At 30.5% G+C, this 24,659-nt stretch carries 27 protein-coding genes; 8 read left to right on the forward strand and 19 right to left on the reverse strand.

The window, feature by feature from the left end; translation table 11 throughout:
- The first annotated feature begins 455 nt into the window (after window positions 1-455).
- Window positions 456-896 carry a YgzB family protein gene (locus tag LQ608_RS08590; protein ID WP_078358492.1) on the forward strand — a complete coding sequence of 147 codons (441 nt, stop codon included), beginning with the start codon at window positions 456-458 and terminating at the stop codon, window positions 894-896.
- A 27-nt stretch (window positions 897-923) separates the two neighbouring features.
- Here the strand turns inward: LQ608_RS08590 and perR are convergent, their stop codons facing one another.
- The 3 genes from perR to bcp form a co-directional block, all read right to left on the reverse strand.
- A complete protein-coding gene (gene perR / locus LQ608_RS08595; RefSeq protein WP_078358491.1) occupies window positions 924-1,376 on the reverse strand; it encodes a peroxide-responsive transcriptional repressor PerR in 453 nt (150 codons plus the stop codon).
- Window positions 1,377-1,454: 78 nt separating this feature from the next.
- Entirely contained in the window at window positions 1,455-2,408 is a 954-nt protein-coding gene (locus tag LQ608_RS08600; RefSeq protein ID WP_239751463.1) for a phosphoglycerate dehydrogenase, read from the reverse strand.
- A 5-nt stretch (window positions 2,409-2,413) separates the two neighbouring features.
- Window positions 2,414-2,872 (reverse strand): thioredoxin-dependent thiol peroxidase, encoded by a 459-nt coding sequence (bcp, locus tag LQ608_RS08605; RefSeq protein WP_239751312.1) that lies wholly within the window; start codon window positions 2,870-2,872, stop codon window positions 2,414-2,416.
- A gap of 84 nt (window positions 2,873-2,956) precedes the next feature.
- Between bcp and LQ608_RS08610 the strand changes: the two genes are divergently transcribed.
- A complete protein-coding gene (locus LQ608_RS08610) occupies window positions 2,957-4,243 on the forward strand; it encodes a glutamate-1-semialdehyde 2,1-aminomutase (RefSeq protein WP_239751314.1) in 1,287 nt (428 codons plus the stop codon).
- 95 nt (window positions 4,244-4,338) lie between these two features.
- Window positions 4,339-5,433 carry an FUSC family protein gene (locus LQ608_RS08615; RefSeq protein WP_078358488.1) on the forward strand — a complete coding sequence of 365 codons (1,095 nt, stop codon included), beginning with the start codon at window positions 4,339-4,341 and terminating at the stop codon, window positions 5,431-5,433.
- A 67-nt stretch (window positions 5,434-5,500) separates the two neighbouring features.
- On the opposite strand, the gene LQ608_RS08620 is transcribed toward LQ608_RS08615, so the two are convergent.
- From LQ608_RS08620 to mutY, 4 genes are all read right to left on the reverse strand, one after another.
- On the reverse strand, window positions 5,501-7,093 hold the full coding sequence (locus LQ608_RS08620; RefSeq protein WP_239751315.1) for an FMN-binding glutamate synthase family protein: 1,593 nt from the start codon (window positions 7,091-7,093) through the stop codon (window positions 5,501-5,503).
- Between the two features lie 65 nt (window positions 7,094-7,158).
- Complete coding sequence (locus LQ608_RS08625) at window positions 7,159-8,898, reverse strand: ABC transporter ATP-binding protein (protein WP_239751318.1); 1,740 nt, start codon at window positions 8,896-8,898, stop codon at window positions 7,159-7,161.
- Window positions 8,899-8,965: 67 nt separating this feature from the next.
- Window positions 8,966-9,514, reverse strand: a complete 549-nt coding sequence (gene ntdP / locus LQ608_RS08630; protein WP_078358485.1) for a nucleoside tri-diphosphate phosphatase — start codon at window positions 9,512-9,514, stop codon at window positions 8,966-8,968.
- An 81-nt stretch (window positions 9,515-9,595) separates the two neighbouring features.
- Complete coding sequence (gene mutY, locus LQ608_RS08635; protein ID WP_239751321.1) at window positions 9,596-10,627, reverse strand: A/G-specific adenine glycosylase; 1,032 nt, start codon at window positions 10,625-10,627, stop codon at window positions 9,596-9,598.
- Between the two features lie 93 nt (window positions 10,628-10,720).
- On the opposite strand from mutY, the gene LQ608_RS08640 reads away from it, so the two are divergent.
- Complete coding sequence (locus tag LQ608_RS08640) at window positions 10,721-11,695, forward strand: metal-dependent hydrolase (protein WP_107509723.1); 975 nt, start codon at window positions 10,721-10,723, stop codon at window positions 11,693-11,695.
- Window positions 11,696-11,776: 81 nt separating this feature from the next.
- Here LQ608_RS08640 and LQ608_RS08645 read toward each other — a convergent pair whose 3' ends face one another.
- From LQ608_RS08645 to sgtB, 5 genes are all read right to left on the reverse strand, one after another.
- The gene (locus LQ608_RS08645) at window positions 11,777-12,544 is read right to left on the reverse strand and encodes an ABC transporter permease (protein WP_078358482.1); all 768 of its coding nucleotides are present in this window, start codon (window positions 12,542-12,544) and stop codon (window positions 11,777-11,779) included.
- A 9-nt stretch (window positions 12,545-12,553) separates the two neighbouring features.
- Complete coding sequence (locus LQ608_RS08650; protein ID WP_239751323.1) at window positions 12,554-14,101, reverse strand: ABC transporter ATP-binding protein; 1,548 nt, start codon at window positions 14,099-14,101, stop codon at window positions 12,554-12,556.
- A 12-nt stretch (window positions 14,102-14,113) separates the two neighbouring features.
- A complete protein-coding gene (locus LQ608_RS08655; protein WP_078358480.1) occupies window positions 14,114-14,431 on the reverse strand; it encodes a YfhH family protein in 318 nt (105 codons plus the stop codon).
- Window positions 14,424-15,227: a recombination regulator RecX gene (gene recX, locus LQ608_RS08660; protein WP_239751325.1), complete on the reverse strand. Its 804-nt coding sequence runs from the start codon at window positions 15,225-15,227 to the stop codon at window positions 14,424-14,426. The genes LQ608_RS08655 and recX overlap by 8 nt, the downstream gene beginning before the upstream one ends.
- 83 nt (window positions 15,228-15,310) lie before the next feature.
- The gene (sgtB, locus tag LQ608_RS08665) at window positions 15,311-16,129 is read right to left on the reverse strand and encodes a monofunctional peptidoglycan glycosyltransferase SgtB (RefSeq protein WP_107509726.1); all 819 of its coding nucleotides are present in this window, start codon (window positions 16,127-16,129) and stop codon (window positions 15,311-15,313) included.
- Between the two features lie 162 nt (window positions 16,130-16,291).
- Between sgtB and LQ608_RS08670 the strand changes: the two genes are divergently transcribed.
- Window positions 16,292-18,025 carry a pyruvate oxidase gene (locus LQ608_RS08670; protein WP_239751328.1) on the forward strand — a complete coding sequence of 578 codons (1,734 nt, stop codon included), beginning with the start codon at window positions 16,292-16,294 and terminating at the stop codon, window positions 18,023-18,025.
- A 192-nt stretch (window positions 18,026-18,217) separates the two neighbouring features.
- Here the strand turns inward: LQ608_RS08670 and LQ608_RS08675 are convergent, their stop codons facing one another.
- From LQ608_RS08675 to LQ608_RS08685, 3 genes are all read right to left on the reverse strand, one after another.
- Entirely contained in the window at window positions 18,218-19,105 is an 888-nt protein-coding gene (locus LQ608_RS08675) for a nuclease-related domain-containing protein (RefSeq protein ID WP_239751331.1), read from the reverse strand.
- A 92-nt stretch (window positions 19,106-19,197) separates the two neighbouring features.
- On the reverse strand, window positions 19,198-19,713 hold the full coding sequence (locus LQ608_RS08680) for a type 1 glutamine amidotransferase domain-containing protein (RefSeq protein ID WP_239751333.1): 516 nt from the start codon (window positions 19,711-19,713) through the stop codon (window positions 19,198-19,200).
- A gap of 133 nt (window positions 19,714-19,846) precedes the next feature.
- On the reverse strand, window positions 19,847-20,008 hold the full coding sequence (locus LQ608_RS08685; protein ID WP_088369017.1) for an SE1561 family protein: 162 nt from the start codon (window positions 20,006-20,008) through the stop codon (window positions 19,847-19,849).
- A gap of 137 nt (window positions 20,009-20,145) precedes the next feature.
- Between LQ608_RS08685 and yfkAB the strand changes: the two genes are divergently transcribed.
- Window positions 20,146-21,273: a radical SAM/CxCxxxxC motif protein YfkAB gene (gene yfkAB, locus LQ608_RS08690; protein ID WP_078358510.1), complete on the forward strand. Its 1,128-nt coding sequence runs from the start codon at window positions 20,146-20,148 to the stop codon at window positions 21,271-21,273.
- An 85-nt stretch (window positions 21,274-21,358) separates the two neighbouring features.
- Here the strand turns inward: yfkAB and LQ608_RS08695 are convergent, their stop codons facing one another.
- The 4 genes from LQ608_RS08695 to LQ608_RS08710 form a co-directional block, all read right to left on the reverse strand.
- Window positions 21,359-21,871 (reverse strand): acyl-CoA thioesterase, encoded by a 513-nt coding sequence (locus LQ608_RS08695; protein WP_239751336.1) that lies wholly within the window; start codon window positions 21,869-21,871, stop codon window positions 21,359-21,361.
- A 92-nt stretch (window positions 21,872-21,963) separates the two neighbouring features.
- Window positions 21,964-22,143: a hypothetical protein gene (locus tag LQ608_RS08700; protein ID WP_078358509.1), complete on the reverse strand. Its 180-nt coding sequence runs from the start codon at window positions 22,141-22,143 to the stop codon at window positions 21,964-21,966.
- An 81-nt stretch (window positions 22,144-22,224) separates the two neighbouring features.
- Entirely contained in the window at window positions 22,225-23,454 is a 1,230-nt protein-coding gene (locus tag LQ608_RS08705) for an aminopeptidase (RefSeq protein ID WP_239751338.1), read from the reverse strand.
- A gap of 19 nt (window positions 23,455-23,473) precedes the next feature.
- Window positions 23,474-23,677 (reverse strand): DUF1128 family protein, encoded by a 204-nt coding sequence (locus LQ608_RS08710; RefSeq protein WP_078358507.1) that lies wholly within the window; start codon window positions 23,675-23,677, stop codon window positions 23,474-23,476.
- 137 nt (window positions 23,678-23,814) lie between these two features.
- Between LQ608_RS08710 and LQ608_RS08715 the strand changes: the two genes are divergently transcribed.
- Both LQ608_RS08715 and LQ608_RS08720 read left to right on the forward strand, forming a co-directional pair.
- Window positions 23,815-24,180 (forward strand): PH domain-containing protein, encoded by a 366-nt coding sequence (locus LQ608_RS08715; protein ID WP_078358506.1) that lies wholly within the window; start codon window positions 23,815-23,817, stop codon window positions 24,178-24,180.
- Window positions 24,181-24,341: 161 nt separating this feature from the next.
- Complete coding sequence (locus LQ608_RS08720) at window positions 24,342-24,641, forward strand: YtxH domain-containing protein (RefSeq protein WP_078358505.1); 300 nt, start codon at window positions 24,342-24,344, stop codon at window positions 24,639-24,641.
- Window positions 24,642-24,659 lie beyond the last annotated feature (18 nt).

Below are 24,659 nucleotides of genomic sequence, written 5' to 3' on the forward strand. Positions count from 1 at the left end.
GTTAAGCCAATCACTCTTTGAAGTACTATAAGTACTCAATTATTGGAATTAACGTTGACATATTGTCATTCAGTTTTCAATGTTCATTTTAACCGCTACAAGAAACAATTATACCAGTTATTAAATATCAATGCAAGTATTATTTTTAAAAAATAATATTTTGTTTTTTTCGAATCAACCAATCTTATCAAGATGTCTTTTTCGAATCAATCAACTTGCATAATTTATATTACATTGTTATTTAGTTAATTTCAAGCGTTAAATTTACACTTTATTAACCTTTTTAACAATGTATTAATTTTGTTTCGTCTGTCTGTTTTGACGACTTTTATATAATATCAAGATATATTGAACACGTCAACGGTTTATATAAACAAAATTGTGTATTATTTCGCTTTATAAGGTACTATATATTTTAATAGAAATTATGCTATACTTTATCAGTATTAATTAGTATGGAGGGAATAGAATTGAAGCTATTTCGAAAGAAACCTACTAGTAAAATTAACAGAATAAGATCTTTTGCATTAGGATTAATCTTTTTAGGTATGATTGTAATGTATGTAGGTGTATTCTTCTTTTACTATTTCAAAAGCCAAATTGTATTTAGTATTTTCTTAGTACTAGGAATGCTGGCTCTTGGTTTATCATTTGTCGTTTATTTCTGGATTGGTATGCTTAGTTCGCGAACAATACAGGTTCAATGTCCAAACTGTGATCATTATACAAAAATGTTAGGTCGTGCAGATATTTGTGCAAACTGTAATCAACCACTTACTTTGGATAAGAACTTGGAAGGTAAAGCATTTAATCAAGATTATAATAACAAACGTAAATCTAAGAAGTTAGAGGAACAAGAAATAGAAGATACTAATGAAGAAAAGAAAAAAAGCTAAAGGTTAAATACCTTTAGCTTTTTTTCTTTATTTATTCTTACTTTGACATTCTGGACAAACACCATATATTTCCATTCTGTGGTGAGTAACTGAAAAACTAGTAACATGTTGAGCTAATTGCTCAACTTCATCTAACCTCGGATAGTGAAAATCAGATATCTTACCACATTGATCACAAATGATATGATAATGATTATGTGTTTCAAAATCAAAGCGACTTGATGCATCACCATATGTTAATTCTTTAACAAGCCCAGTCTCTTTAAAAACCTTTAAGTTATTATAAACTGTAGCAACACTCATATTTGGAAATTGTGGTGAAAGTGACTGATAAATTTCATCAGCAGTAGGATGACTATCTGTTTCTATTAAATATTGAAGAATCGCTTGACGCTGTGGCGTAATTCTAACACCTGTACTTCTTAAAGTACCTATAGCATCGTCTAACATGTGTTCAACATTCTCAACATTTTGTTGCATCCTTACACCCACCTTCTAATTTATAATGATTATTATTTATAATATATCCCTTTTAGTAGCATTTTGTCAAACAATTAATCAGTATCCAGCTTTTGATTTAACTTCATTAAATAAACCTTCTACATCTTCATTATTTATTAGATTTAAATTTTTAACTAATATATCCGTGCTTCTTTTTATATTATTTTTATCATTTCCTGTTATGTGAGCAGTAATAAACACATTATCCAAATCATATAGTTGAGAAGTAGATGATAAAGGTTCTCCTTCAAACACATCTAGTGAGGCATATCTTATTTCTTTGTTTTCTAATGCTTCTATTAAAACCGCTTCTGATACAACAGAACCTCTACCTACATTAATAAAATGCGTACTATCTTTCATTTGTTTAAAGTCTTCTGTTTTCAACAAATGAATAGTATCTTCTGTTTCAGGTAATACATTCACTACGAAATCTGCTTTTTTATAAACTTGACGTCTTTCTTCTATAGAATATACTTCATCAAAACCCGGTGCTTCATGTCCTGTTGTATTTATACCAATTACTTTCATATTAAATGCTTTTGCAACTTCTGCAGTTCTTTGTGGTATTTTACCTGTTCCAATAAATAATATCGTTTTATCATTTATTGATTCAGGATTAAGTTTATGATTAAACTCTTTTCTCTTTTGAGATTCATAAGATTGTTTAAACACTTTAATGTCATTCAGTATATATGCAAATATGAATTCTGCTATTTGTATAGCATGTACCCCTCTTGCATTAGTTAATTTAATGTTTCTATCTCGTATATATTCTAGAGGTAATTGATTTACACCTGTAGCGAACCAAGCGATCAATTTAATGTTTTTGCACTTATCTAAAAATGTTTCATTTACTTCGGTATGATAACTTACTAATACATCTGCTTTTTCTAGAACTTTTTCATCAGCAACATCAGGATGCTTATAAAATGTAAACTCTATATTAGGAAATGTTTCTTTCAGTCTTTCTTCTTGATCTCTTAGTCTCATTAAAGTAACGACTTTCATCATTATCATCCCTTTATTATGTTTTTCAATTCTTCTATTTGTGTTTTGACTTTTACTTTCTCAATCGTATGTATCACTTTTCCTTCTTCATCTAAAACAAATGTTGTTCTAACAATCCCCATTGATTCTTTTCCAAACGATTTTTTTAATTGATAAACGCCTACTTGTTCAGATAACTTGTAATCTTCATCAACTAACAAATCAAAATTCAAGCTATGCTTTTCTGAGAAATTAGAATGTTTCTTCTCACTATCACCACTAATTCCATAAACTTTAGTGTTCAATTCATTAAAGCTCTCTAAATTATCTCTGAAATCACAAGCCTCTGTAGTACAAGTTGGTGTGTTATCTCTAGGATAAAAATAAATTATAGTTTTACTTCCTTTTAAATCCTCGCTATTAACAATTTCACCATTTTGATTTTTTAATTCGAATTTTGGAAATTTCTCACCTATTTGTATCATTATATACACTCCTTATAAACGATAGTTCTTTCATTTTATGATACGATATAAATGAAAATAATTAAATTAAAAGAGGTTGATATCATGAATTTTACAAAAAGTGAATATTTACAAACACTTTCAGACGAATATATTTTAGGCGGTGTTAATTCACCATCTCGTTCTTACAAAGCTGTTGGAGGCGGCGCACCTGTTGTTATGAAAAAAGGGAAAGGTGCATATTTCTACGATGTAGACGATAATAAATACATCGACTATTTACAAGCATATGGTCCAATCATAGCTGGACATGCACATCCACATATTACTGAAGCGATTAAAAATGCTGCTGAAGATGGTGTATTATTCGGTACACCTACAGAATATGAAATTACGTTTGCTAAAAAATTACGTAATGCAATTCCATCATTAGAAAAAATAAGATTTGTAAATTCTGGTACCGAAGCAGTCATGACTACTATAAGAGTAGCTCGTGCATATACAAATCGCGATAAAATCATTAAATTTGCGGGCTGTTATCACGGTCACTCAGATCTCGTACTTGTAGCTGCTGGTAGTGGTCCTTCACAACTTGGTACTCCAGATTCAGCTGGCGTTCCGAAAAGCGTTGCGCAAGAAGTTATAACTGTACCTTTTAATGACATTGATTCATTTAAAGAAGCTATGGACCATTGGGGAGATCAAATTGCTGGTGTATTAGTTGAACCAATTGTAGGTAATTTTGGTATGGTTGAACCTAAAGAAGGCTTTTTAGAAGCTGTAAATGACATTACTCATGAACATGGTGGATTAGTTATTTATGATGAAGTTATCACGGCATTCCGATTCCATTATGGTGCTGCTCAAGATTTATTAGGTGTTTATCCAGACTTAACAGCTTTTGGTAAAGTCATCGGTGGTGGATTACCAATTGGTGCTTATGGCGGAAGACAAGAAATAATGGAACATGTCGCTCCACTAGGTCCTGCATATCAAGCAGGTACAATGGCTGGAAATCCATTATCTATGAGAGCTGGTATCGCATTGTTAGAGATCTTAGAACAACCGGGTGTATATGAAAAATTAGACCAATTAGGTCAACAGCTTGAAGAAGGATTGCTAGAATTAATTCAAAAGCATAACGTTCAAGCTACAGTTAATCGAGTTAAAGGTGCACTAACGCTTTACTTTACAGATGAAAAAATAGAAAACTATGTACAAGCTGAAAATACTGACGGTGAAAAATTTGCCAAATTCTTTAAAGCAATGTTAAACCAAGGTATTAATTTAGCTCCTTCTAAATATGAAGCATGGTTTTTAACTACTGAACACACTGAATCAGACATAAAACAGACATTAATTGCTGTTGATCATGCATTTTCTCAACTATAAACTTGAAAAGTTATTAAAAACGATGTATAAACAATATATACTAGGCTTGTGATATTTGTTACAACTCTGTTTTAATAACTAAAAGGAATGGTTCTATGAAATTTGGGGCAAGAATTTTTAAAACTGGTATCGCGATTGTCCTAGCAATATTTCTAGCAAATTTACTGCCAGGGCCAGCAATGATAACTTCAATAGCTGGTGTAGCTGCAATGGTTGCAATGCAGCCAAGCGTCTATCGCTCATTTAAAACGATAGTAGAGCAATTTCAAGGTAATGTTATAGGTGCAATAACTGCTGTTACAATATTTTCTATATTCGGTAACCATGTTGTATTTATTGGTTTAACAGCAATTATCATTATTTCAATATTATACAAGTTTAACCTACAACACGTTTCAAACTTAGCAGTTGTTACAGCCCTAATTATACTTGGGCATCATGAAGGAGATTTCTATATATCAGCATTTTACCGATTTGTATTAGTAATGATTGGTGTACTTAGTGCATTTATAGTTAACTTCACATTTCTACCACCTAAATTTGAAACGAAAATGTATTATAATTCATTGAACATATCAACAGATATATTCAAATGGTTTAGATTAGTCTTGAATGGAACAACTGAATTTCATTATGTAAAACAAGACTTAGAGAATATTAGAACTCGAATAGTAAAGCTTGAACAATTCTATCTTTATTATAAAGAAGAAAGAGCCTACACTAAAAAGCAATCTTTTGCTCAAATGCGTAAAAAGATCCTTTTCAAAGAAATAATTGCAGCAACACGAAGAGCATATGAAGTTTTAAGAAAAATGAATCGCTATGAAAATGATATCCATAATTTAAATGATGATATAAAAGTCCAAATAAAATTTGAACTTGATGAACTGATGGCACAACATGAGCAGATATTGGTTAGAATATCCCAAAATGCTAAACATGAAGTTGACCAAGTTCCTGATTATTTAGTTGAACCTTATAAAGAAGATCTAATCAAAATCTTTATAAAAGATATTACAGATAATCCAAATCAAGAAGACTATTATATTGAGAATGTTATGCAAGTCCTATCAGCAATGTTAGATTATAAAGCTACTATATTACATTTAGAAAAACTATCATCTAGTTACTTTAAATATCACCCTGATGATAGTGAAATAAAAATTGAAGATGAAGATTTCGATCTATAAAAACAACCCGCCAAATCAATGGTGGGTTGTTTTTAGTTTATAGATGAACACTTCTTTCGAGTTCTATTTATACTAAGTCTTGTTTATATAGATATTTCTTGTACTGTATGATATTCATCAAATCTCCATTATAACTTCTATATAATAAATGTTTTTCATTGAGTTGGGTTGGACTTTTCACTCCTACTGCAGCTGCTAAATTAAACAGCCCTTCATGTAAACTAACAATATAATTTGAAACTCTATATTCTTTTTCTGAAACGACTAATGCTGTTTCTTTTTTAGGGTCTGTTGTAGCTACGCCAACTGGACAATTATTAGTATGACATTGTTGTGCCATTATACATCCTACATTAATCATTAAACTTCTTGCTACATTTACTAGGTCAGCACCTAAACCTAATGCAATAGCTATTTGGTCAGGCGTGATTAATTTTCCTGAAGCAAATACTTTTACTTTATCTCTTATCTTTTGTTTTTTTAATTCTACATCTAATATTGGCAATGCAGTAAAGAGTGGTAATCCTACAGTATCAACCAATTCTTGATAAGTTGCTCCTGTCCCACCTTCTCCACCATCTACTGTTATAAAATCTGGAATAATGTTTGTAGAAACCATTTCGTGAATCAGTACTTTTAAATCATTTATATTACCTACAACAATTTTAATTCCAACAGGTTTATTAGATAATGTTCTTAATTTATCTACAAATTCTAATAACTCTTTGTTGTTGTGCAAAAATTCAAATCTATTAGGTGAGTTCACTGTCTCAAACGGCGTTACGTTTCTAATTTCCGCAATTTCTTCTGTAACTTTTGCTCCTTCAATATGTCCCCCTCTTGTTTTAGCACCTTGGGCTAATTTTAATTCAAATGCTTTAACTTGATCAATATTGGCTTTTTCGATAAATTCTTCTTCATCAAAGTTACCTTCTTTATCTCTAACTCCAAATAGACCTGGCCCAATTTGAAAGATGATATCGCAATCTCCTGCTAAATGATGTTTGCTCAAACCACCTTCTCCAGTATTCATCCAAGAACCACTTCTTCCTAGACCTTTTGATAGTGCTGTTATCGCATTTTTACCTAATGCACCATAACTCATACCGGACTGTCCTACTAACCTTTTAACTTTAAAGGGATATTTCAAATTCTCCCCAATTATTATTTCATTATTATGCGTTAATTTATAAGGTTCTACTTCTTGTTGTATTTGTTTTTCTTTTCGCTCAAAAAGACCTTCATTCGAAATATTATAAACATATGTAGTCATTAGCTCTTCTTGGTTAATTTCTAGTTCGTCATAATCTACTGGAAACATAGCATTTTGTAAATAAAATCCAGGTTCTTCAAATTTTCTTAATGAACCAAAACTTTCGATTCTGCTTTTATATTTTCCGGGCATAACGATATTTAAATATTGTTTTCTAGAAAATGGTTTGCCATCGTTATCATTTAATATAAGATATTGACGTAATTCAGGTCCTATCATTTCTAAAAAGTATCTAACTCTTCCTAATAAAGGATAATTTCTTAATACACTGTGATTTTTTTGCCTTTTATCTATAACGTAAATCGTTATGCATGTGATCAATCCACCTATAATGATTACAAAAAATAAAATATTCACAATCAGTTGCAATATGCTTAAAAATGTCATAAAAAATCCCCCTTATTCTATCTCTATTAATTTAATAATAGCATAGAATAAGAAGGATTGTAATTTTACCCGAAGGATTGAATATTGTATAAATTATAATAACTACCTTTAGCTTGCATTAATTCTTTATGTGATCCAACTTCATCAATTTGACCATTTTGAATCACTACAATTTTGTCAGCGTGGGTAATAGTTGATAATCTATGTGCAACAATTAGTGTTGTTCTTTCTGAACTCAATATTTCTAAAGCATCTTGAATGATTTTTTCACTCTCTAAATCTAGCGCACTTGTAGCTTCATCAAGTACTAGAACAGGAGGATTATTAAGGAAAATTCTAGCGATTGAAACACGTTGTTTTTGTCCACCTGATAGTTTTACGCCTCGTTCACCAACTTCAGTATCGTAGCCATTAGGCAAAGATACAATAAAATCATGTGCATTAGCTTTTTTACTAGCTGCGATGACTTCTTCGTCAGTAGCATCTGGTTTACCTAATAAAATATTCTCTTTTATTGAATCAGAGAAAAGAATATTATCTTGTTCAACCATACCTACTTGATTTCTAAGGCTTTCAGTCGTGAAATCTTTTACGTTATGATTATCAATGCTGATACTTCCTTTAGTCACATCATAAAATCTAGGTAATAAACTGATCAAGGTTGATTTACCTCCACCACTCATACCTACAAAGGCAACTGTCTCACCTTTTTGAATATCAAGGTTAATGTCAGTAAGTACCTCGTCTTCATATTCATTGTATTTGAATGAAACATTTTCAAAAGTAATATGTCCTTCTTTAATGTTAATATTTTGTGCATCATCTTCATTTTTTACATCATACTTTTCATCAAACAAATGAAATACTCTATCCATAGAAGCGATACTTTGCGTTAAGGTTGTTGATGACGCAACTAATCTTCTTAATGGTCCATATAATTGTTCTAAGTATGCAACAAATGCAGCTAATGTACCTACTGTTAAATTACCTTGAATAACTAGTAGCCCACCTACACCTACAACGAGTAATGGTCCAATATCTGTAACAGTATTAATAACAGCGAAAGATTTAGCATTCCATTTAGTATGGTCAGTTGCTTTTGTTAAGAAGTTTTGGTTTCTTTTGTCGAATCTTTCTTCTTCATTTTTTTCTATAGCAAAACTTTTAATAACAGACATGCCAGAAACACGTTCATGTAAAAATCCTTGAAGTTCTGCTAAACTTTGAGATCTTCTTCTCGTAAGACTACGTAATCTGCCGAAGAAATAATAAATGCTAAAAATAAATAACGGGAATATTGCAATTGCTGTAAAAGTAAGTTTGACATCTAGTACAAACATAATACTTAAAGCAATTACGATAGTAACTAAGTCTAACCAGACATTCATCAAACCAGTAAGGATAAAGTCTTTTGTTTGTTCAACGTCATTGATTACACGAGATATTATTTCTCCTGCTTTATTATTAGAATAGAATCTCGAGCTGAGTGCTTGTAAATGTGTATATAATTTTTTTCGAATATCATAGAGGATTTTATTTGATGTCCATTGCGCTAAATATTGTCTGAAATATTCTATTGGTGGTCTTAAAACCACAAAGATAAATCCCATAATTAACATCGCATAGGCCAATTTTTCTGTTTTTTGCCCAACTGATAATGCTCCATTATTTATAACGTCATCAATTACATATTTTATTAATAATGGAAGCAACAGCGGAATTCCAAATTTTAAAATCCCAATGATAATCGTACCTACAATATGCCATTTATATGGTTTAACGAATTGTAAATACCTTTTGATCATTTCTGTTCCCCCAATCATAGTCCAAACGAAACAGCCTAGCTATTGCTAGGCTGTAATGTTTTCATTCTCATGAATTCCTTCTATCAATTGAATGAAATCTTTCTTGCCAAACTTTAATAAAATCTGGCGCAAACGGTCCCTTTTTACGTTCAATCCATTGTTGAAGAATATCAACATTTCTTCTCAGAATAACATCAATGTCTTTAGGATAATTCATTTGCTTCATATGCTGACGATATTCATCTTCGTCTAATAAATGATACTTTCCACTTGGATAAACTTTGATGTCTAAATCATAATCGATATATTTAATAGCTTCTTCATCACAAACAAAAGGTGAAGATAAATTACAATAATAATAAACACCATCATCACGGAACATACAAATGACATTAAACCAATATTCTGCATGGAAATAAACAATCGCTGGCTCCCTTGTTACCCAAGTTCTGCCATCACTTTCTGTTACGAGTGTTCGATTATTCCCACCGATAATAACATGACTCGTACCTTTAAGAATTGTTGTTTCAGACCATACACGATGTATATTACCATCATGTTTATAACTTTGTACTTTAATTACCTGGCCTTCTTTTGGTATGGATTCTTTGACCATGTTCCACACCACCTTTTAAATATTTACCAAGTTATTATATCATATTTAAATAAATAAGCTAAAATTATGTTTATTATTAATTTACTCATTTACTTTATTAAAAATTTTAGTCATGGAAGTTGAGAATGACAAACTATCTTTATCATCTTTTTTTATCCATTTATAAGGATGCTCAAAGTTATTTTTCTGAGTATATGCTCTATATATTTTCATGTTCCATGTCATGTGTGTAAATATATGTTTAGTTGTAAACATTGGTTCTTGTTGAACATCTATAACCGCTTCTAGTTCTTCCTCAATTGTATGTATGCTATCTTCAGCATCGAACATTGGAAATTCCCACATACCATTTAATAATTTTGAATCTCTTTGACGTACTAGAATTTCTCCGTCATTATTCGTTATATATAGTACTGAATACTCAATAGTTTTTTTCTTCACTTTTTTCTTTTTAACTGGTAATTCAGATACTTGTCCTTTAGCAAATGCTAAACAATGGTTTTGTACTGGACACATTATGCAAAGCGTTTTTTTAGGTGTACATATCGTAGCACCTAATTCCATCATTGCTTGATTAAAATCACCGGATTCGGTTTTTACAAATGGTTGCAACTCTTTTTCAAAATCTTTTTTCGTCTTAGGTAACGCTATATCTTGTTGATTGCAAGTTAACCTACTCCATACACGCAATACATTTCCATCAACAGCTGGTATAGGGTGATTGTAAACAATACTCATAACTGCTGCATTGGTATATGGTCCGACTCCTTTTAATTTTTTAAATTCATCTGGATTATCAGGAACAATTCCATTATATTCATTTTGGACTTCTTTAACTGCTTCATGAAAATTTCTAACCCTTGAATAATAGCCAAGTCCTTCCCAATATTTCAAAACATCTTCTTCTTTAGCATTACTCAATTCTTGAATTGTTGGGAATCTATCTATAAAAGAATTGTAATATGGTCTTACAGTATTAACTTGTGTTTGTTGTAACATAACTTCACTTAACCAAATGTAATAAGGATTATTGGTTTCTCTCCAAGGCATTTGTCTCTTATTTTCATGAAACCAGTTAAGCAAATCATCTTTGAATTCATTCTTTTCTATCATCTATGACACTACTTTCTTGTGAATTGCTTTCAGATTACCGTACTTATGATATATAATATATATCATATAGATTAAAGTAAAGTGGTGATTTTTATGGATACTGGTACACACGTTGTCATGGGTGTTGCTTTAACTGGTATTGCAACATTGGATCCTAATGTTACACCTACATTTGCCGCAGTGGCGACTGGTATAATGGTTGGTTCACAAATACCTGATATTGACACAGTTTTAAAATTTAAAAATAATGCTGTTTATGTTAAAAACCATAGAGGTATAACACACTCAATTCCTTTTACATTATTATGGCCCTTGATATTAACATTTCTAATTTTTGTTATTTTTCCAAATGTAGATGTATTGCATATTTGGTTATGGACACAGTTTGCTGTATTCTTTCATGTTTTTGTAGATATTTTTAATTCATATGGTACACAAGCACTCAGACCCATATCCAATAAGTGGATCCAATTAAGTATTATTAATACATTTGATCCTATTATTTTCGTTGCACACTTAATTGCCATTTTATTTTGGACACTTGGTGTTCATCCTGGATTAGCCTTTGGAACATTATATTTATTGTTAGCTTTTTATTATGTAGTCCGTTTCATGTTACAAAAAGCCATTAAGAATCAAGCACTAAAGCAAATACAACAAGAGCATAATCCTGTGAAAATATTTGTTGCGCCTACAATTAAATTTATGGAGTGGCGTATAGCTATACAAACAGAAACACATGATTATGTAGGACGAAGTTATGGTAGAAACGTTGCTTTTAATGATGTATTTAAAAGACAATCATTTCCTAATGATCATATAATGGCATATGCAAAATATGATAAAAACTTAAGATCATTTTTAAGTTTTAGTTCTATTTATCGTTGGGAAGTTACTAGAATTGATAAAAAAACAACTGAACTTAGATTTATCGATTTAAGATATTTAAAAAATGGCCACTATCCATTTGTGGCAATATTGCATTTAGATGATGATATGAAAGTCACTACTTCTTATATTGGATGGGTATTTACCGAAGAAAAATTAATGAAAAAGCTAGAAATATAATAGACATAAAAACCCGCTCAATCCAACATTTATTGGATTGAGCGGGTTTTTAAATTTAATTAATTTACTAATATCTATATTCTATTCAAAGTATCTTGTTTTATATGCTCTATTAATATTTATCCAGAATAAGTAGATAAATGCTACTTCAAAGTAAAAGAGTATGTGATAAGGTAAGTTCGTGACTGAATCATTTCCAAGAATCATTGATTGTTGAAAACCATTAATAATATAAAATAGTGGATTCAATTTTAATACATTTACCCATACTGCATACATGTTATTAGGTACATATAAGATTGGCACTATAAACAGCAATAATATTAATAATCCGAAAACGACGAATCTAGCGGAATATAAATACTTACCAAGCAGTCCAATAATAGAAGCAATCGGCACTAGTAAAATATAAGCCATAACTAAATAATAAAAGAAACCTAAATGATTGATTTCTATAATGTTAGTAGTACTTGTTGAAACAATACCTGTCAAAGTCACGACTATTAAGAACATAAGCATCGTTAATAACACTTGTGATGAGGCACCTACGTAATATGGTACTGACAACCGTTTGTATAATGCCCCTTGTTTTCTAACTGTCTTTTCAGAATTAAAGAGCGATAAAAATATCCACATATAAGCAAATAGTCCTACTAATTTAAAATAAGAAGTTGATTGTTGCACATCTATTGCATCAGTAACGAACAGTTTAAAATAAGTAATTAATAATAGTAGTAACATAATAGCAAAAGCAGACAAATAATATTTATAATGATTTTTAACTTCAAAGAAGCAATATTTGATCATATGTGGAAAATGTTTAATATGCTGTTCAAATAATTCGTTCATAAAGTCCTCCTACAATTGAATAAATATCCATTTATTTTCTACTAAATCTGCTATCATATAACCGTCTTTTGATTTTACTACCCAAGTATCACTTGAAATATTAAATTTTTTAATTAACTTTTGCTTATCTTTAATATCAAAAGTAAATCCAGTTAATTCATTATCACTATTGAACACCATATGCACGTTTTGGCCTTCCATCTGCTCATTGAAACGATTTGATTTATCAGCATTTATCGTTTCTGAAACTTTCTTATGATCTTGATGCATAAAGCTATTATAAAAATCTATATAGTTTAAATAACTTCCATCAACATAGTCTTCTAATTCTGACCAGTCAACATCCTCATAAAGCCCTGCTGGATTAAAGTAATACAGATTGTTTTTCTTAGATATATATGCTTTATTATCTACTTCAAGTCTGTAGTTTGATTGATTCTCACCAGTAACATCTAAAAAGCTATATTGTGGAATTTTTACTTTATTTCCTTTTGATGATGGTGTTAGTACAGTATCATGTTTTAAAGAAAGCACATAAGCTGATTTATCTATGTATTTAGGTTCACTATTCGTTGTAATAACTTGCTTCGTAGCTACATCTTTATCTGTCGGTGAACTTCCAACTCCTATAAACATAAAAAATGCTGCAAATACTGCTCCAATTATAAATGTAATAGCATATAATATTGTTTTTTCAATGGATTTCGGAATTCTACCATATTGATATTTACGCATCCTTTTATAACCTTCACCACGTGCTACAGGTAATTCTTGTTTATCGATTTTCCATTTCAAATCATATAATTCTTTTTGATTTTTGTCTTGAATTTGATTATATTTCATTTGATAATCACGATAAGCACCTAATACTTCTTTTACGGTACCTTCTTTTCTTACTTGACCATACGTTAACCAAATAAGATAATTACTCATTTTTTCAATTGAATGTAAATGATCATCTATTAATACAGCTGCTCTATCGTATTCTTTTTGTTCATTCAAAAATTCATTGAATTTTTTTTGAAATGATTCATCTAAATATTGAATAATATTAGTGAAAATAGCTACTGTAGGTCTCATATACTTTGCAATACTAACTAATAATTGTGCATATTCTGTTTCGTTTATTTCTTTACAAGTCTTTGTCCCTTTATCTGTTAACTTAGCAAAGCTTAAAATCTGCTTTTGAATTGTTGAAATATCTTCTAATTTAACTCCTGATAAGCTCAATGTCCGAATTATCAATTCATTAAGTGTTTGATGATCATTAGCTTTATGAGTAACGTCTGCTAAAAATGTTTGTTCTTTATTTGTTACTTTTCCTAAGTTAGGTGCAACTTCTTTAATCATCAGTTTACTAATCATTTCTTTACCTGATTCATGATCACCAATAATTCCTAGAACTTCACCTCTATATAAATGAACAGTTACATTCTTTAACACAATATTTTTATCTAAATGTTTTAATTTAAACAATGATTTAAATTTATTTTGTTGTTTATTTTCATAGTAATATTTAGTTGCGTTTACAACTCTCAGTAATATTTGCTGTGTCATTCTGCACCACCATTATAGTTGTAGAAGACTTACAGGAATGCCTTCTTCAATTTTTGAACCTTTTAATCTAAATCCCCAAGCAAATACGCCTTTAATACGTTCAACTTTAAAGTAACTCGGTGTGTCACCTACTAAACCATATACTTTTCCAATTTCAATTTTCGAAGTATCTACAAGGTAACTTTCTGCTATGAGCGCTTTTCTTTTATAAACTTCATATTCATTAAGTATACCCATCATTTCTGATTTTCTCATCTTTTCTCTATATTCAGCGATTACATTTTTAAGTTCAAATTCATTCATTTCTACTAATTTCTTTTCGTTATTCATCTACAATACCACTTTCTCTTAATTTGTCATTAATCATATCAAATGTATACCCTTTTCTCACTAAAGCTTGAATGACATGAGATTTGAGTTCATATCCATTATATTTCTTTTGATATTTATTATATACCTTTTCTAAATCTTTCATCAAAATATTTTCTACATCATCAGATGTGGGTTCAATATTTAAATCAGTTAAATGCTCATTAATTAGTGAAAATGCATAGCCTCTTTGTTGCAAAGTTTGCACAATTGTTTGTTTAAGTCGATTTGGAGGCTGTTTCTTTTTTTGCATTATTTTTTTAGCAATATTAGGTATTCTATCTTCAGACATTTCCAATTCGAATTTTTCTTTATAAGTAAAAATCAATTCTGGTTCAAGTCCTTTTTCTTTTGCTACTCTTTCGAAATGATCCGGACCTTTATCGGTTGTCTTTAATATTGTATTTTTTAGACTTTCAATATAATCTTCGTGGTTTATGTATTTATTTGATTTACAATAATCTATAACTTGAGAAATCAATTCTATGGAGTACTCTTTTTCTACTAAGTATTTTTCAACTTCATGTGTCGTTCTTTTTTTATGCGACAAATATATAATTGCTTGATTTAATGCCTGTCTATATTGATCATAATCTTTTATTTCTTGCAACTTACTTTTAGTTATTTCTAAATCTTTCCTTAAGTTAAAGTAGATGTATGTAGCTTGATCAATACCCATTTCAAATTCATCATTAATAAATAAATTCAAACGTTCTTTATTTTTCTTCTGTACTTCTATTTTAGTAATTTTAAGCACTTTACATCCCTCCACACATATTAATAGGATACAATAAAACACACTGAGTTTAAAAGTTTAATCACTTAACTCAGCGTGTTTTATTATTGGTTTAATTCATTTATAGCTTGTGTATACTCAGAATCAGTAATATAGTTCTGTTGTTTCATTTTTTCTAGAGTAGTTTTTATTCTCGTCATATAACTATCACTTATATTGTTAATATCAAAGTTAGATGGTGCATTAACAACACTTGCTAGTATAGCACTTTGTAATACTGAAACTTGAGGTAAGTTCGGATTGTTTTTATCTACAGTTGCACCGAAGTAATAATTTGCAGCCTCTTCAATAGTATAATTATTTTCTCCAAAGTAAATATTATTTACGTAATAACTTAAAATATCATTTTTGCTATATTTATCTTCTACACGTTTCGCAACAAACATTTCTTTAACTTTTCTTGTTAATTGCGTTTCATTAGAGTAAAAATAATTTTTCACGACTTGTTGGGTGATGGTACTACCACCTTGTGTTAATTGTCCATTTTTCAAACTAACTGCAAGTGCTCTAGACACACCTCTTAAATCTATGCCTTCATGATCGTAAAATCTTTTATCTTCAACGGCAACAAAAGCATTTTTAGTATAGTCAGGCATATCTTCAACTTGAACAAATGCTGATTTATCTTCTATTTTAACTAATTCATCTACATCAGAAGTTCTTGACCACATATACATTACTGCTAAATAGAATGCAATAACAAGTATAATTAATATTGCTATAAAGAGAAACAGCTTTGATCCCCTTTTTCTTTTTCTCGGTTGTACAGGTTCTTGATAATAGTGTTGATATCGTCTATATTGAACTTCTTCTTGAGAATTAGGTTGTGGAATATCATTCTTCTTTTTGCTAAATAGACCCATCTTTATTCTCCCTTATTAGTATTTCTTACATCATTATAGCTTGTAATATGTATTTTAAACACTTCTTTTTACTTAAAATCATTAAAATCAGTCCAGAGTCTTATATTGAAGTATAACTTTTAGCCTATTCGGGTATACATTAAACATGAGGAGGAATTTTAAATGGCAAAAATTAAAGCAAATAATGCACTTGTACAAGTTTTAAAAAATTGGCAGATTGACCATGTTTATGGTATTCCTGGTGATTCTATAGATAAAGTAGTAGATGCCTTAAAAACCGAAGAAGATAACATTAAATTCTATGACGTTAGACACGAAGAGGTTGCCACATTAGCTGCAAGTAGCTATGCCAAGTTAACTGGCAAATTAGCTGTTGCTTTAAGTATAGGAGGTCCAGGAGCGATACATATGTTAAATGGTATGTATGACGCAAAAATGGACAACGTACCTATGCTTGTATTGGCTGGACAAACCGATTCTAAATTATTAGGTACAAAATATTTCCAAGAAGTTAATCTAACAGCTCTTTTTGAAGATGTAGCAGTTTATAATAAACAATTAGACTCTGCTGAAAATGTTCACGAAATTGTGGATGAAGCAATCAAGACAGCTTACGCTAAAAAAGGTGTAGCAGTATTAACTATTCCAAGTGATATTTTAGGCGAAAAAATTGAAGATAACGTACCAAGAGAAAAATATAGATTTGAAAATGCAGTAACTTTTGCTAAAGATGAAGATATCTCTAAAGCAGCAGAATTAATTAACAATAGTAAAAAACCAGTTGTGTTAACTGGTGCCGGTGCAAAAAATGCTAAAAATGAACTATTAGAATTTATAGATCATATAGATGCACCAGGACTTATAACATTACCAGCAAAAGGTATTATTCCTGATAAGCACCCTAACTTCATGGGGAACTTAGGTAAAATTGGTACTAAACCAGCCTTTGAAGCTTCAAAAGATGCAGATCTCTTAATACTAGTCGGAACGAATTATCCATATGTAGATTATTTACCAGACAAAGATATCCCTTGTATTCAAATCGATATCAACAAAAATAATATCGGTAACAGATTTAATGTAGATGTAGGCTTAATAGGAGATACAAAAAATGTCTTAGCAGCATTAACTCTAGCAAGTAATAAAGTTGATGACCGTAAATTCCTTAAAGCCTGTCAGCAAAATATGCAGAGTTGGAATAAATGGTTAGATGAAGATCGTAATAATAAGAGTTTACCAATAAGACCAGAACTATTAATGTCAGAGATTGAAAAAATCTCTAATGATGACACTGTATTTTCTGTTGATGTCGGAACTTCTACAGTATGGAGTACAAGATATTTACAATTAGGTCATAATCATCAATTCATTACATCATCATGGCTAGGAACAATGGGATGTGCCTTACCTGGTGTTATCGCAAGTAAAATAGCATACCCAGATAAACAAGCAATTGCTATAGCTGGTGATGGTGGTTTTGCAATGGTCATGCAAGACTTCGTTACAGCTGTTAACTATAAACTACCAATTATTGTAGTTGTACTTAATAACCAAGAATTATCATTCATAAAATATGAACAACAATCAGCTGGCGAACTAGAATATGCAATCGATTTAGGTGATATTGATTTCGCTAAATTCGCAGACAGCTGTGGTGGTATTGGTTATAACGTGGCAGCTGTAGAAGATTTAGCACCAACGTTAGAGAAAGCTAAACATGCAAATAAACCAGTTGTTATAAATGTAAAAGTAGATCCAGACGCTGCTCCACTCCCAGGTAAAATCATATGGGATGAAGCTAAAGGATATGCAAAATTTGAAATAAGAACAGCAATGGAAGAAAACAGACTCGAAAAAATGCCACCTCTTAAAACAATCATAAGAAGATTCTTCTAAATAAAGCAGTGCGGTTCACATGTGACGTGAACCGCACTTTTTTGTATGAGGCTAAGGTTTGGCTTTAGTGGCAGAATTCCGAATTGTGGTGCATAGAGATAACACTTCTTACGGACATTTCTCAGAATTTTGTCCCTTACAGCACCTCTTACGGACATTTCTCAGAATTTTGTCCCTTATTTTCAGCTATTTTTAATCAAGAAAGTAATTTTTATTTCTCTTACCAATGTAGGAAAATATTTGATCACATAACCTTCTGATAGTCTTGTCATTTCCCCCTCCTAACCACCAAATTGCTTCTGAAATTGTGAAACTGTCTTGTTTTAAATACCATAATTCTTTCAAGTTATATTCGTATACAAATTTTTTATCCATTATTGATTCGCAATACATACAAGTACATTTTTGTCTTTTATGTTTTATCTTTACTGTAAACATATGGTTACATTTTGGACATTTAATTCCAGGCTTTATGTTTTTAAATGGTAATGTATTGCTTTTATAGTATTGATTATCAAAACTAATTCTTTCTGCTAATAGCTTTTGTTTTATTTTTATATTTTCTTCAGGATTTTGATTTGAAAAAATTTGATTTATAATGCCTAATTCCGAGGGTAAGATGATTCTTTCTTTATAAGGGGTTGGATTTTTGAAGTTGAAGTAAGGGTTCGTAAATACTAGTTTAGATATAATGGGTCTATCTATCTCGAGATATTTACACAGGTTATGAAATTCATTCTTTGCTCTTTCGATTTGAATTAATGGTGATGTGATAGAATTACCATAATTATTTTTAAAGAAGGTATCTTCCAAGTAATAAATGCCTTTATAGTTTTTGATTTCGAATAAATATATTGCTCGATCATCAATAACTAGCATATCAATTTGTACTTGGTTATTTAATGTAAATTGAAAATCATTTATATAAACGATATGCTCCATACATTTCAAAATAGCGTTAAAATATCTTTCACCATCATTTCCACTAGATTTATTTTGTACTTTGTTAAATAAATTGTCGCTTAATTCAGCACGTCCTATTATTGATTTTAAATATTTTTCATCTTTAATTATCTCCATAATTCGTACTCCTTTTCATATTATAAAAAAAATATATAATATGAAATACAAAAAAACCACCCACCATAAAGGTGAGTGGCAATCAAAAGCATCTATTGTAGCAATGCAAGTGATTCGCGGTTAAAGTCTTCTAAGTCATCTGGAGTTCGACTTGTGACGATGCCTTTGTCAACGACTACAGATTCGTCAACGACTTTAGCACCTGCATTTTGTAGATCTTTACGAACTGATAAGAAACTTGTTACAGTTTTTCCTTCTAATAAATCAGTATCTATTAATAATTGAGGTCCGTGGCAAATTGCGAATGATGGTTTTTCATTTTGTACGAAATGTTTAACAAATTCACCAAAACGACCTTGTTCATCTCCACGTAATAAGTCTGGCGAGAAACCGCCAGGAATTAAGACTGCATCATAATCTGCAGCATTTACTTCATCTATACCTAAGTCTACTTTAACTTTTTCGCCTTTTTTACCAGTGATTTCTTTTCCTTTTTCTTCACCAATAATGACTACTTCATGTCCAGCGTCTGTTAATGCTTTTTGTGGACTCGTTAATTCAACATCTTCAAATAAGTCAGTTACGACTGCTGCTATTTTCTTACTCATAATATCAATCTCTTCCTTTCATAATGATTCTAATACTTGTATACCACTTATGAAAAGTTTTAAACGTATGTTTTATATACAACTCATCATTTTAAATACCTTTTTTTAAAAAAAAGGAATCACTAGTCAGCATTTAATCATGCATAGATTGTACTTTTTTCTCTAGTTCGTCTAATAAAGCAATCCATTCATCAACGTCAGACACTTCCATATCTTCTGGGTTCATTGCTTCCATCTCATCTAAAAATTCAGATAATCTTTGTTTAATTTCATTGAGTGATGTTTTTTTACTCATTTAAATACTCCTTTTATTTTTAATAATTTTATTATGAATGATTACAAGTATAAAAACAATCATAAAACAGTATTGGAAAATCTATTCACAAGTGGTACGCTCATAGATAGGAAAAAATTCAGAAAGAAGGATATAGCATGATATACGACTTAAAAAGTCCTATCTCAATTCAAAATGATCCATGGGAAGCTTACAATGATATAGATCAACATGGTTCATTGCAATTAAGCAATATAGAATTTACTACAACAACACTATGCAATATGAGATGTGCTCACTGTGCTGTTGGATATACTTTACAATTACGAGATCCAGATACTTTACCAATGGAACTTATTTTAAAAAGATTAGATGAAGTACCTCATTTAAAGACAATTTCTATAACTGGCGGAGAGCCAATGTTTAGTAAAAAATCAATAAGAGAAACCGTTGTACCACTTTTGAAATATGCTCATAAAAGAGGTATATATACGCAAATGAACTCTAACTTAACTTTACCGTTAGATCGTTATTTAGAAATTGCTGAATATATAGACGTTATGCATATTTCTCATAACTGGGGAACAATTGATGAATTCAGTGAAGTTGGATTCCACGTTATGGATAAAAAACCACCTTTAAAAGCAAGATATAAACTTTATGAACAAATGATTCAAAACTCAGCTACTTTGTCAGAGCAAGGTATGTTTGTATCTGCTGAGACGATGTTAAATAAAAGTACAAAACCATATTTACATAAAATTCATAACGAGATTGTTCACGACATGAAATGTAGTAGACATGAAATTCATCCAATGTATCCATCAGACTTTGCTAGTCAATTAAATATTATGAGTTTAGATGAGATGAAAGAAACGATTCATGAAATACTTGATTTTAGAAATGAAGATACATGGATGTTATTTGGTACGTTACCTTTCTATCCTTGCTTTATGAATGAATCAGATCAAAATTTATTATCTAGATTAAAAGATGCAAAAAATGTTAGTTTAAGAAATGATCCAGATGGAAGAAGCCGTCTAAACGTTAATGTATTTTCAGGTGACGTAATCGTTACAGATTTCGGAGATGAAACAGGTTCAATCGCAAATATTAAGCAAGATAAGCTAGAAGATGTTTATCAAACATGGATGAATTCATCTTTAGCAAAATCTTTAAATTGCCATTGCCCTAAAGTAAGATGCCTTGGTCCTAACTTACTTGTAAAAGATATGTATTATAAGGATGTAGACTTTAAAGCAAATGAATTAAGAATGAATCAATAACCATTATTGAAAGTGTAAATCACTTCATAAAAAACGCTCAATCTGTAAAGTTTTTCAACAGATTGAGCGTTTTTTATGTTCTATATTATATATATAACTTCGTTGACATAAAGTCTAACGTTTTCTTACTTTCATGTCTTCTTTCATGACGTAATTTAACTCTTTCTTTTGCACTTTCATAAAACCATTTCTCATCTTCTGATTCGGGATAAATAGCAGGTACTTTTGCTTTTTTACCGTCTTTATCTAAAGCTACAAATGTTAAAAAGCTATAAGCTGCTAAATGTTTTTTATGATTTATGTTATCTTCACTGATTACTTTCACACATATTTCCATTGAAGATGTTCCAGCGTGTGTAACAAATGACACTAACGAAAGTACTTCACCTGTTCTAATTGGTTGTAAAAAATCAACTGAATCTGTAGAAGCTGTAACAACTGAGTTCCCACTATGTCTCATCGCAGCTATAGCAGCTATTTCATCAATTTCAGCCATTAATTTACCACCAAACATTGTATTATGATGATTTGTATCTTCTGGAAAAATTTGTATTGATTTAACACTTCTTGATTTTTTCATTGCTTTTTTTTCTTCCATTTTAATAACCCCACTTGTTGTTTACTTATTTACTCATAATAATGATTAAAGGCTGAGACAATTAATTTGTCCCAGCCTCACCAACACTTATTTTAATGATAATGTTCCTCATCATCAAAAACTTTCTTTTCTAGTGCTTCTTCAGCAGTATCAATTCGTACAGATTCTTTACTATCGAATGTAACAACTAGATACATCATTAATGCTCCGCCAAATGTAAATATTGCGAACACAAATGCAATCATAACACTCCATTCCATTGGTGTACTCATGATATCCCCTCCTTTGAATGACTAACTATAATGACCTTATTTATCTATATTATACATGATGTAATCTTAAATGGCTATATATTAAAATGCCCAATTACCATCTCTAAATACTGGCTCTTTTACACCATTTTCTAATACGCCATCTATAGATAACGATTTACTTCCTATCATGAAGTCAACATGTGTTGTAGAGTCATTTAGTCCATTTTCTGCTAACTCTTTTGCTGACATTTCTTTACCGCCTTCAATACAAAATGCATATGCAGAACCTAATGCAATATGGCAAGATGCATTTTCATCAAACAACGTATTATAGAATAAAGTATTCATATTTGATATTGGTGAATCTACAGGTACAAGGGCTACTTCACCTAATCTTTTAGCACCTTCATCAGTCTCTAGAATACTTTTTAAAATTTCTTCACCTACTCCAGCTTTATAATCTACAACTTCGCCATTTTTAAAAGTTAATGTAAAGTCATCAATTATATTACCAGAATAACTTAATGGTAAGGTATTGCTTACAGTCCCATTAACACCATTTTTATGTGGGGCAGTAAATACTTCTTCTGTAGGCATATTAGCAACAAAGCTATTACCTTTAGAATTTATTGAACTTGCACCAGACCAATATTGTCCAGTTGGTAAGTCAATCGTTAAATCAGTACCTTCAGATTTGAAGTGTAGTGATTTATATTTCTTTTGATTTAAGTAATTTGCTTTTTCATGTAATAAACGATCATGTTCTTCCCATGCTTTAACAGGATCTTCTTGATCAACTCGAACAGTTTTTAAAATTGTTTCTAGAAGTTTATTCACCGCTTCTTGATCATCTAATTCTGGGAACATCATTTTCGCCCAACCTACTGATGGGTATGATGCAACACACCAACTCATATGGTCACTTTGCACTGCTACCATATAATCTTTAAAGGCTTTTCCATTAGCAGCCATCGCTTTACTTATCTTTTTAGGATCTGCTTCTTTTAAGCTATCAGGACTTGATGAAATAATAGATAAAAATGCTGCTTTTCTATTTAAATAATCCATTTTTTCATCTATATCATATTGTTTAACGTCTTCGAAAAATTCTTCTGACTCATATTGATATTTCAATTGTGAAATTCTATCGTCTTTATATTTTACTTTAACGTCTAATGCCCCTACTTTATATGCTTCTTCAACAACTAAGTGAACAAACTCACTTGCATCGATTGAAGCTTGAATATATACAGGTTCTTTCTCCTGAACATTCAACCCGACTTTTACTAATAGTTCTGCATATTTTTGCAATTGCTTTTCAAATCCCATTTGTATTACCACCCTTTGATTATTTTCTAAGGTCGCCTAATGCTTGAGTAATTGCAGTCATTTCACTAGCTGAAATGTTTTTTCTAGACATGACCATAGTATGTATTTCCTTTAATTCATCTTTCTTTTCTTCAGGAATCGTATCTTTATTTAATACGCTTGTATTAACGAGCCTTAACTTGCCTTTTATATCATCTACCATTTGTTCAATTGATTCAGTCATCTTTTTATCATCCTTTCAAATTTAAGTTTAGCAAAAAGTACTTACAATTAAAACTACCAAACTAGTATATTCGCTTTACAATTAATATGAAACTTTTATACAATATATACAAATCGTTACATTAGGAGTGATTTATTATGGCAGTACAAGATATCCTTTCATGGACTCTATTCGAACAAGTTGCTGTACCTGATAATATAAGTCAATATCTTGTTGATGGTGAACAAGCATATAGTGCATTCAAAACGTTTAGAGACACAGCTGTATTTACTAATAAACGAATCATCATACGTGATATACAAGGTATTACAGGTAAAAAAATTGAAACATACTCTATACCTTATAACATCATACTCATGTGGTCTACTGAGAACGCTGGTAAATTGCTCGATTTAAGCGGTGAAATCACTTTATGGACGCGAGCTGGACATTTCAAAATTAAAATCGGCAGAAACTTAGATATTATGCCTTTTGAAAAGTTATTGTCTAATGCTTTATTATAATTTACAATTGTGTTTACATCTTTGAAATTATGGGAATGAATAGGATTAGTGATAATTTTAATGTATTAGTGCCTATATTCTCTAAATCAATAAATATTTATGATATGATATGTAGGTCAATGTTAATTTTAAAGTTATATATATGAAAGGGGAAAAACATTATGCAAAACAAATTAGTTCCTGCTATTTTAATAGGTGGTACTATTGGTGCAATTATCGCATTAGCTGATAAGAATACACGCCAATCATTATCTAACCAAGTTCAAAACGTTAAAGAAGGTAAAAGCTCTAAAGAACCTTCTAAAGTAAATCAAATTAAAGATGAAGTTCTATATTGGAAAGACGTTATAGAAGAAATTCGTCGTAAAAATCCAGAATTAGAACAATCAATTATGGATGCAAAAGATACATTCATTGAGAAAAAGAACGAAAGACAAATCTCAGGTCCAAATCATTCATAATTTATAGTAAAGACTAGG

It is taken from the genome of Mammaliicoccus sp. H-M34, from assembly GCF_022386495.1.
Classification (GTDB): Bacteria; Bacillota; Bacilli; order Staphylococcales; family Staphylococcaceae; genus Mammaliicoccus; species Mammaliicoccus fleurettii.

Excerpts from the sequence above, each read along its gene's own strand:
- LQ608_RS08590 (WP_078358492.1), top strand. The coding sequence starts at position 456 with ATGGAGGGAATAGAATTGAAGCTATTTCGAAAGAAACCTACTAGTAAA.
- perR (WP_078358491.1), bottom strand. The coding sequence starts at position 1,376 with ATGCAACAAAATGTTGAGAATGTTGAACACATGTTAGACGATGCTATA.
- LQ608_RS08600 (WP_239751463.1), bottom strand. The coding sequence starts at position 2,408 with ATGAAAGTCGTTACTTTAATGAGACTAAGAGATCAAGAAGAAAGACTG.
- bcp (WP_239751312.1), bottom strand. The coding sequence starts at position 2,872 with ATGATACAAATAGGTGAGAAATTTCCAAAATTCGAATTAAAAAATCAA.
- LQ608_RS08610 (WP_239751314.1), top strand. The coding sequence starts at position 2,957 with ATGAATTTTACAAAAAGTGAATATTTACAAACACTTTCAGACGAATAT.
- LQ608_RS08615 (WP_078358488.1), top strand. The coding sequence starts at position 4,339 with ATGAAATTTGGGGCAAGAATTTTTAAAACTGGTATCGCGATTGTCCTA.
- LQ608_RS08620 (WP_239751315.1), bottom strand. The coding sequence starts at position 7,093 with ATGACATTTTTAAGCATATTGCAACTGATTGTGAATATTTTATTTTTT.
- LQ608_RS08625 (WP_239751318.1), bottom strand. The coding sequence starts at position 8,898 with ATGATCAAAAGGTATTTACAATTCGTTAAACCATATAAATGGCATATT.
- ntdP (WP_078358485.1), bottom strand. The coding sequence starts at position 9,514 with ATGGTCAAAGAATCCATACCAAAAGAAGGCCAGGTAATTAAAGTACAA.
- mutY (WP_239751321.1), bottom strand. The coding sequence starts at position 10,627 with ATGATAGAAAAGAATGAATTCAAAGATGATTTGCTTAACTGGTTTCAT.
- LQ608_RS08640 (WP_107509723.1), top strand. The coding sequence starts at position 10,721 with ATGGATACTGGTACACACGTTGTCATGGGTGTTGCTTTAACTGGTATT.
- LQ608_RS08645 (WP_078358482.1), bottom strand. The coding sequence starts at position 12,544 with ATGAACGAATTATTTGAACAGCATATTAAACATTTTCCACATATGATC.
- LQ608_RS08650 (WP_239751323.1), bottom strand. The coding sequence starts at position 14,101 with ATGACACAGCAAATATTACTGAGAGTTGTAAACGCAACTAAATATTAC.
- LQ608_RS08655 (WP_078358480.1), bottom strand. The coding sequence starts at position 14,431 with ATGAATAACGAAAAGAAATTAGTAGAAATGAATGAATTTGAACTTAAA.
- sgtB (WP_107509726.1), bottom strand. The coding sequence starts at position 16,129 with ATGGGTCTATTTAGCAAAAAGAAGAATGATATTCCACAACCTAATTCT.
- LQ608_RS08670 (WP_239751328.1), top strand. The coding sequence starts at position 16,292 with ATGGCAAAAATTAAAGCAAATAATGCACTTGTACAAGTTTTAAAAAAT.
- LQ608_RS08675 (WP_239751331.1), bottom strand. The coding sequence starts at position 19,105 with ATGGAGATAATTAAAGATGAAAAATATTTAAAATCAATAATAGGACGT.
- LQ608_RS08680 (WP_239751333.1), bottom strand. The coding sequence starts at position 19,713 with ATGAGTAAGAAAATAGCAGCAGTCGTAACTGACTTATTTGAAGATGTT.
- LQ608_RS08685 (WP_088369017.1), bottom strand. The coding sequence starts at position 20,008 with ATGAGTAAAAAAACATCACTCAATGAAATTAAACAAAGATTATCTGAA.
- yfkAB (WP_078358510.1), top strand. The coding sequence starts at position 20,146 with ATGATATACGACTTAAAAAGTCCTATCTCAATTCAAAATGATCCATGG.
- LQ608_RS08695 (WP_239751336.1), bottom strand. The coding sequence starts at position 21,871 with ATGGAAGAAAAAAAAGCAATGAAAAAATCAAGAAGTGTTAAATCAATA.
- LQ608_RS08700 (WP_078358509.1), bottom strand. The coding sequence starts at position 22,143 with ATGAGTACACCAATGGAATGGAGTGTTATGATTGCATTTGTGTTCGCA.
- LQ608_RS08705 (WP_239751338.1), bottom strand. The coding sequence starts at position 23,454 with ATGGGATTTGAAAAGCAATTGCAAAAATATGCAGAACTATTAGTAAAA.
- LQ608_RS08710 (WP_078358507.1), bottom strand. The coding sequence starts at position 23,677 with ATGACTGAATCAATTGAACAAATGGTAGATGATATAAAAGGCAAGTTA.
- LQ608_RS08715 (WP_078358506.1), top strand. The coding sequence starts at position 23,815 with ATGGCAGTACAAGATATCCTTTCATGGACTCTATTCGAACAAGTTGCT.
- LQ608_RS08720 (WP_078358505.1), top strand. The coding sequence starts at position 24,342 with ATGCAAAACAAATTAGTTCCTGCTATTTTAATAGGTGGTACTATTGGT.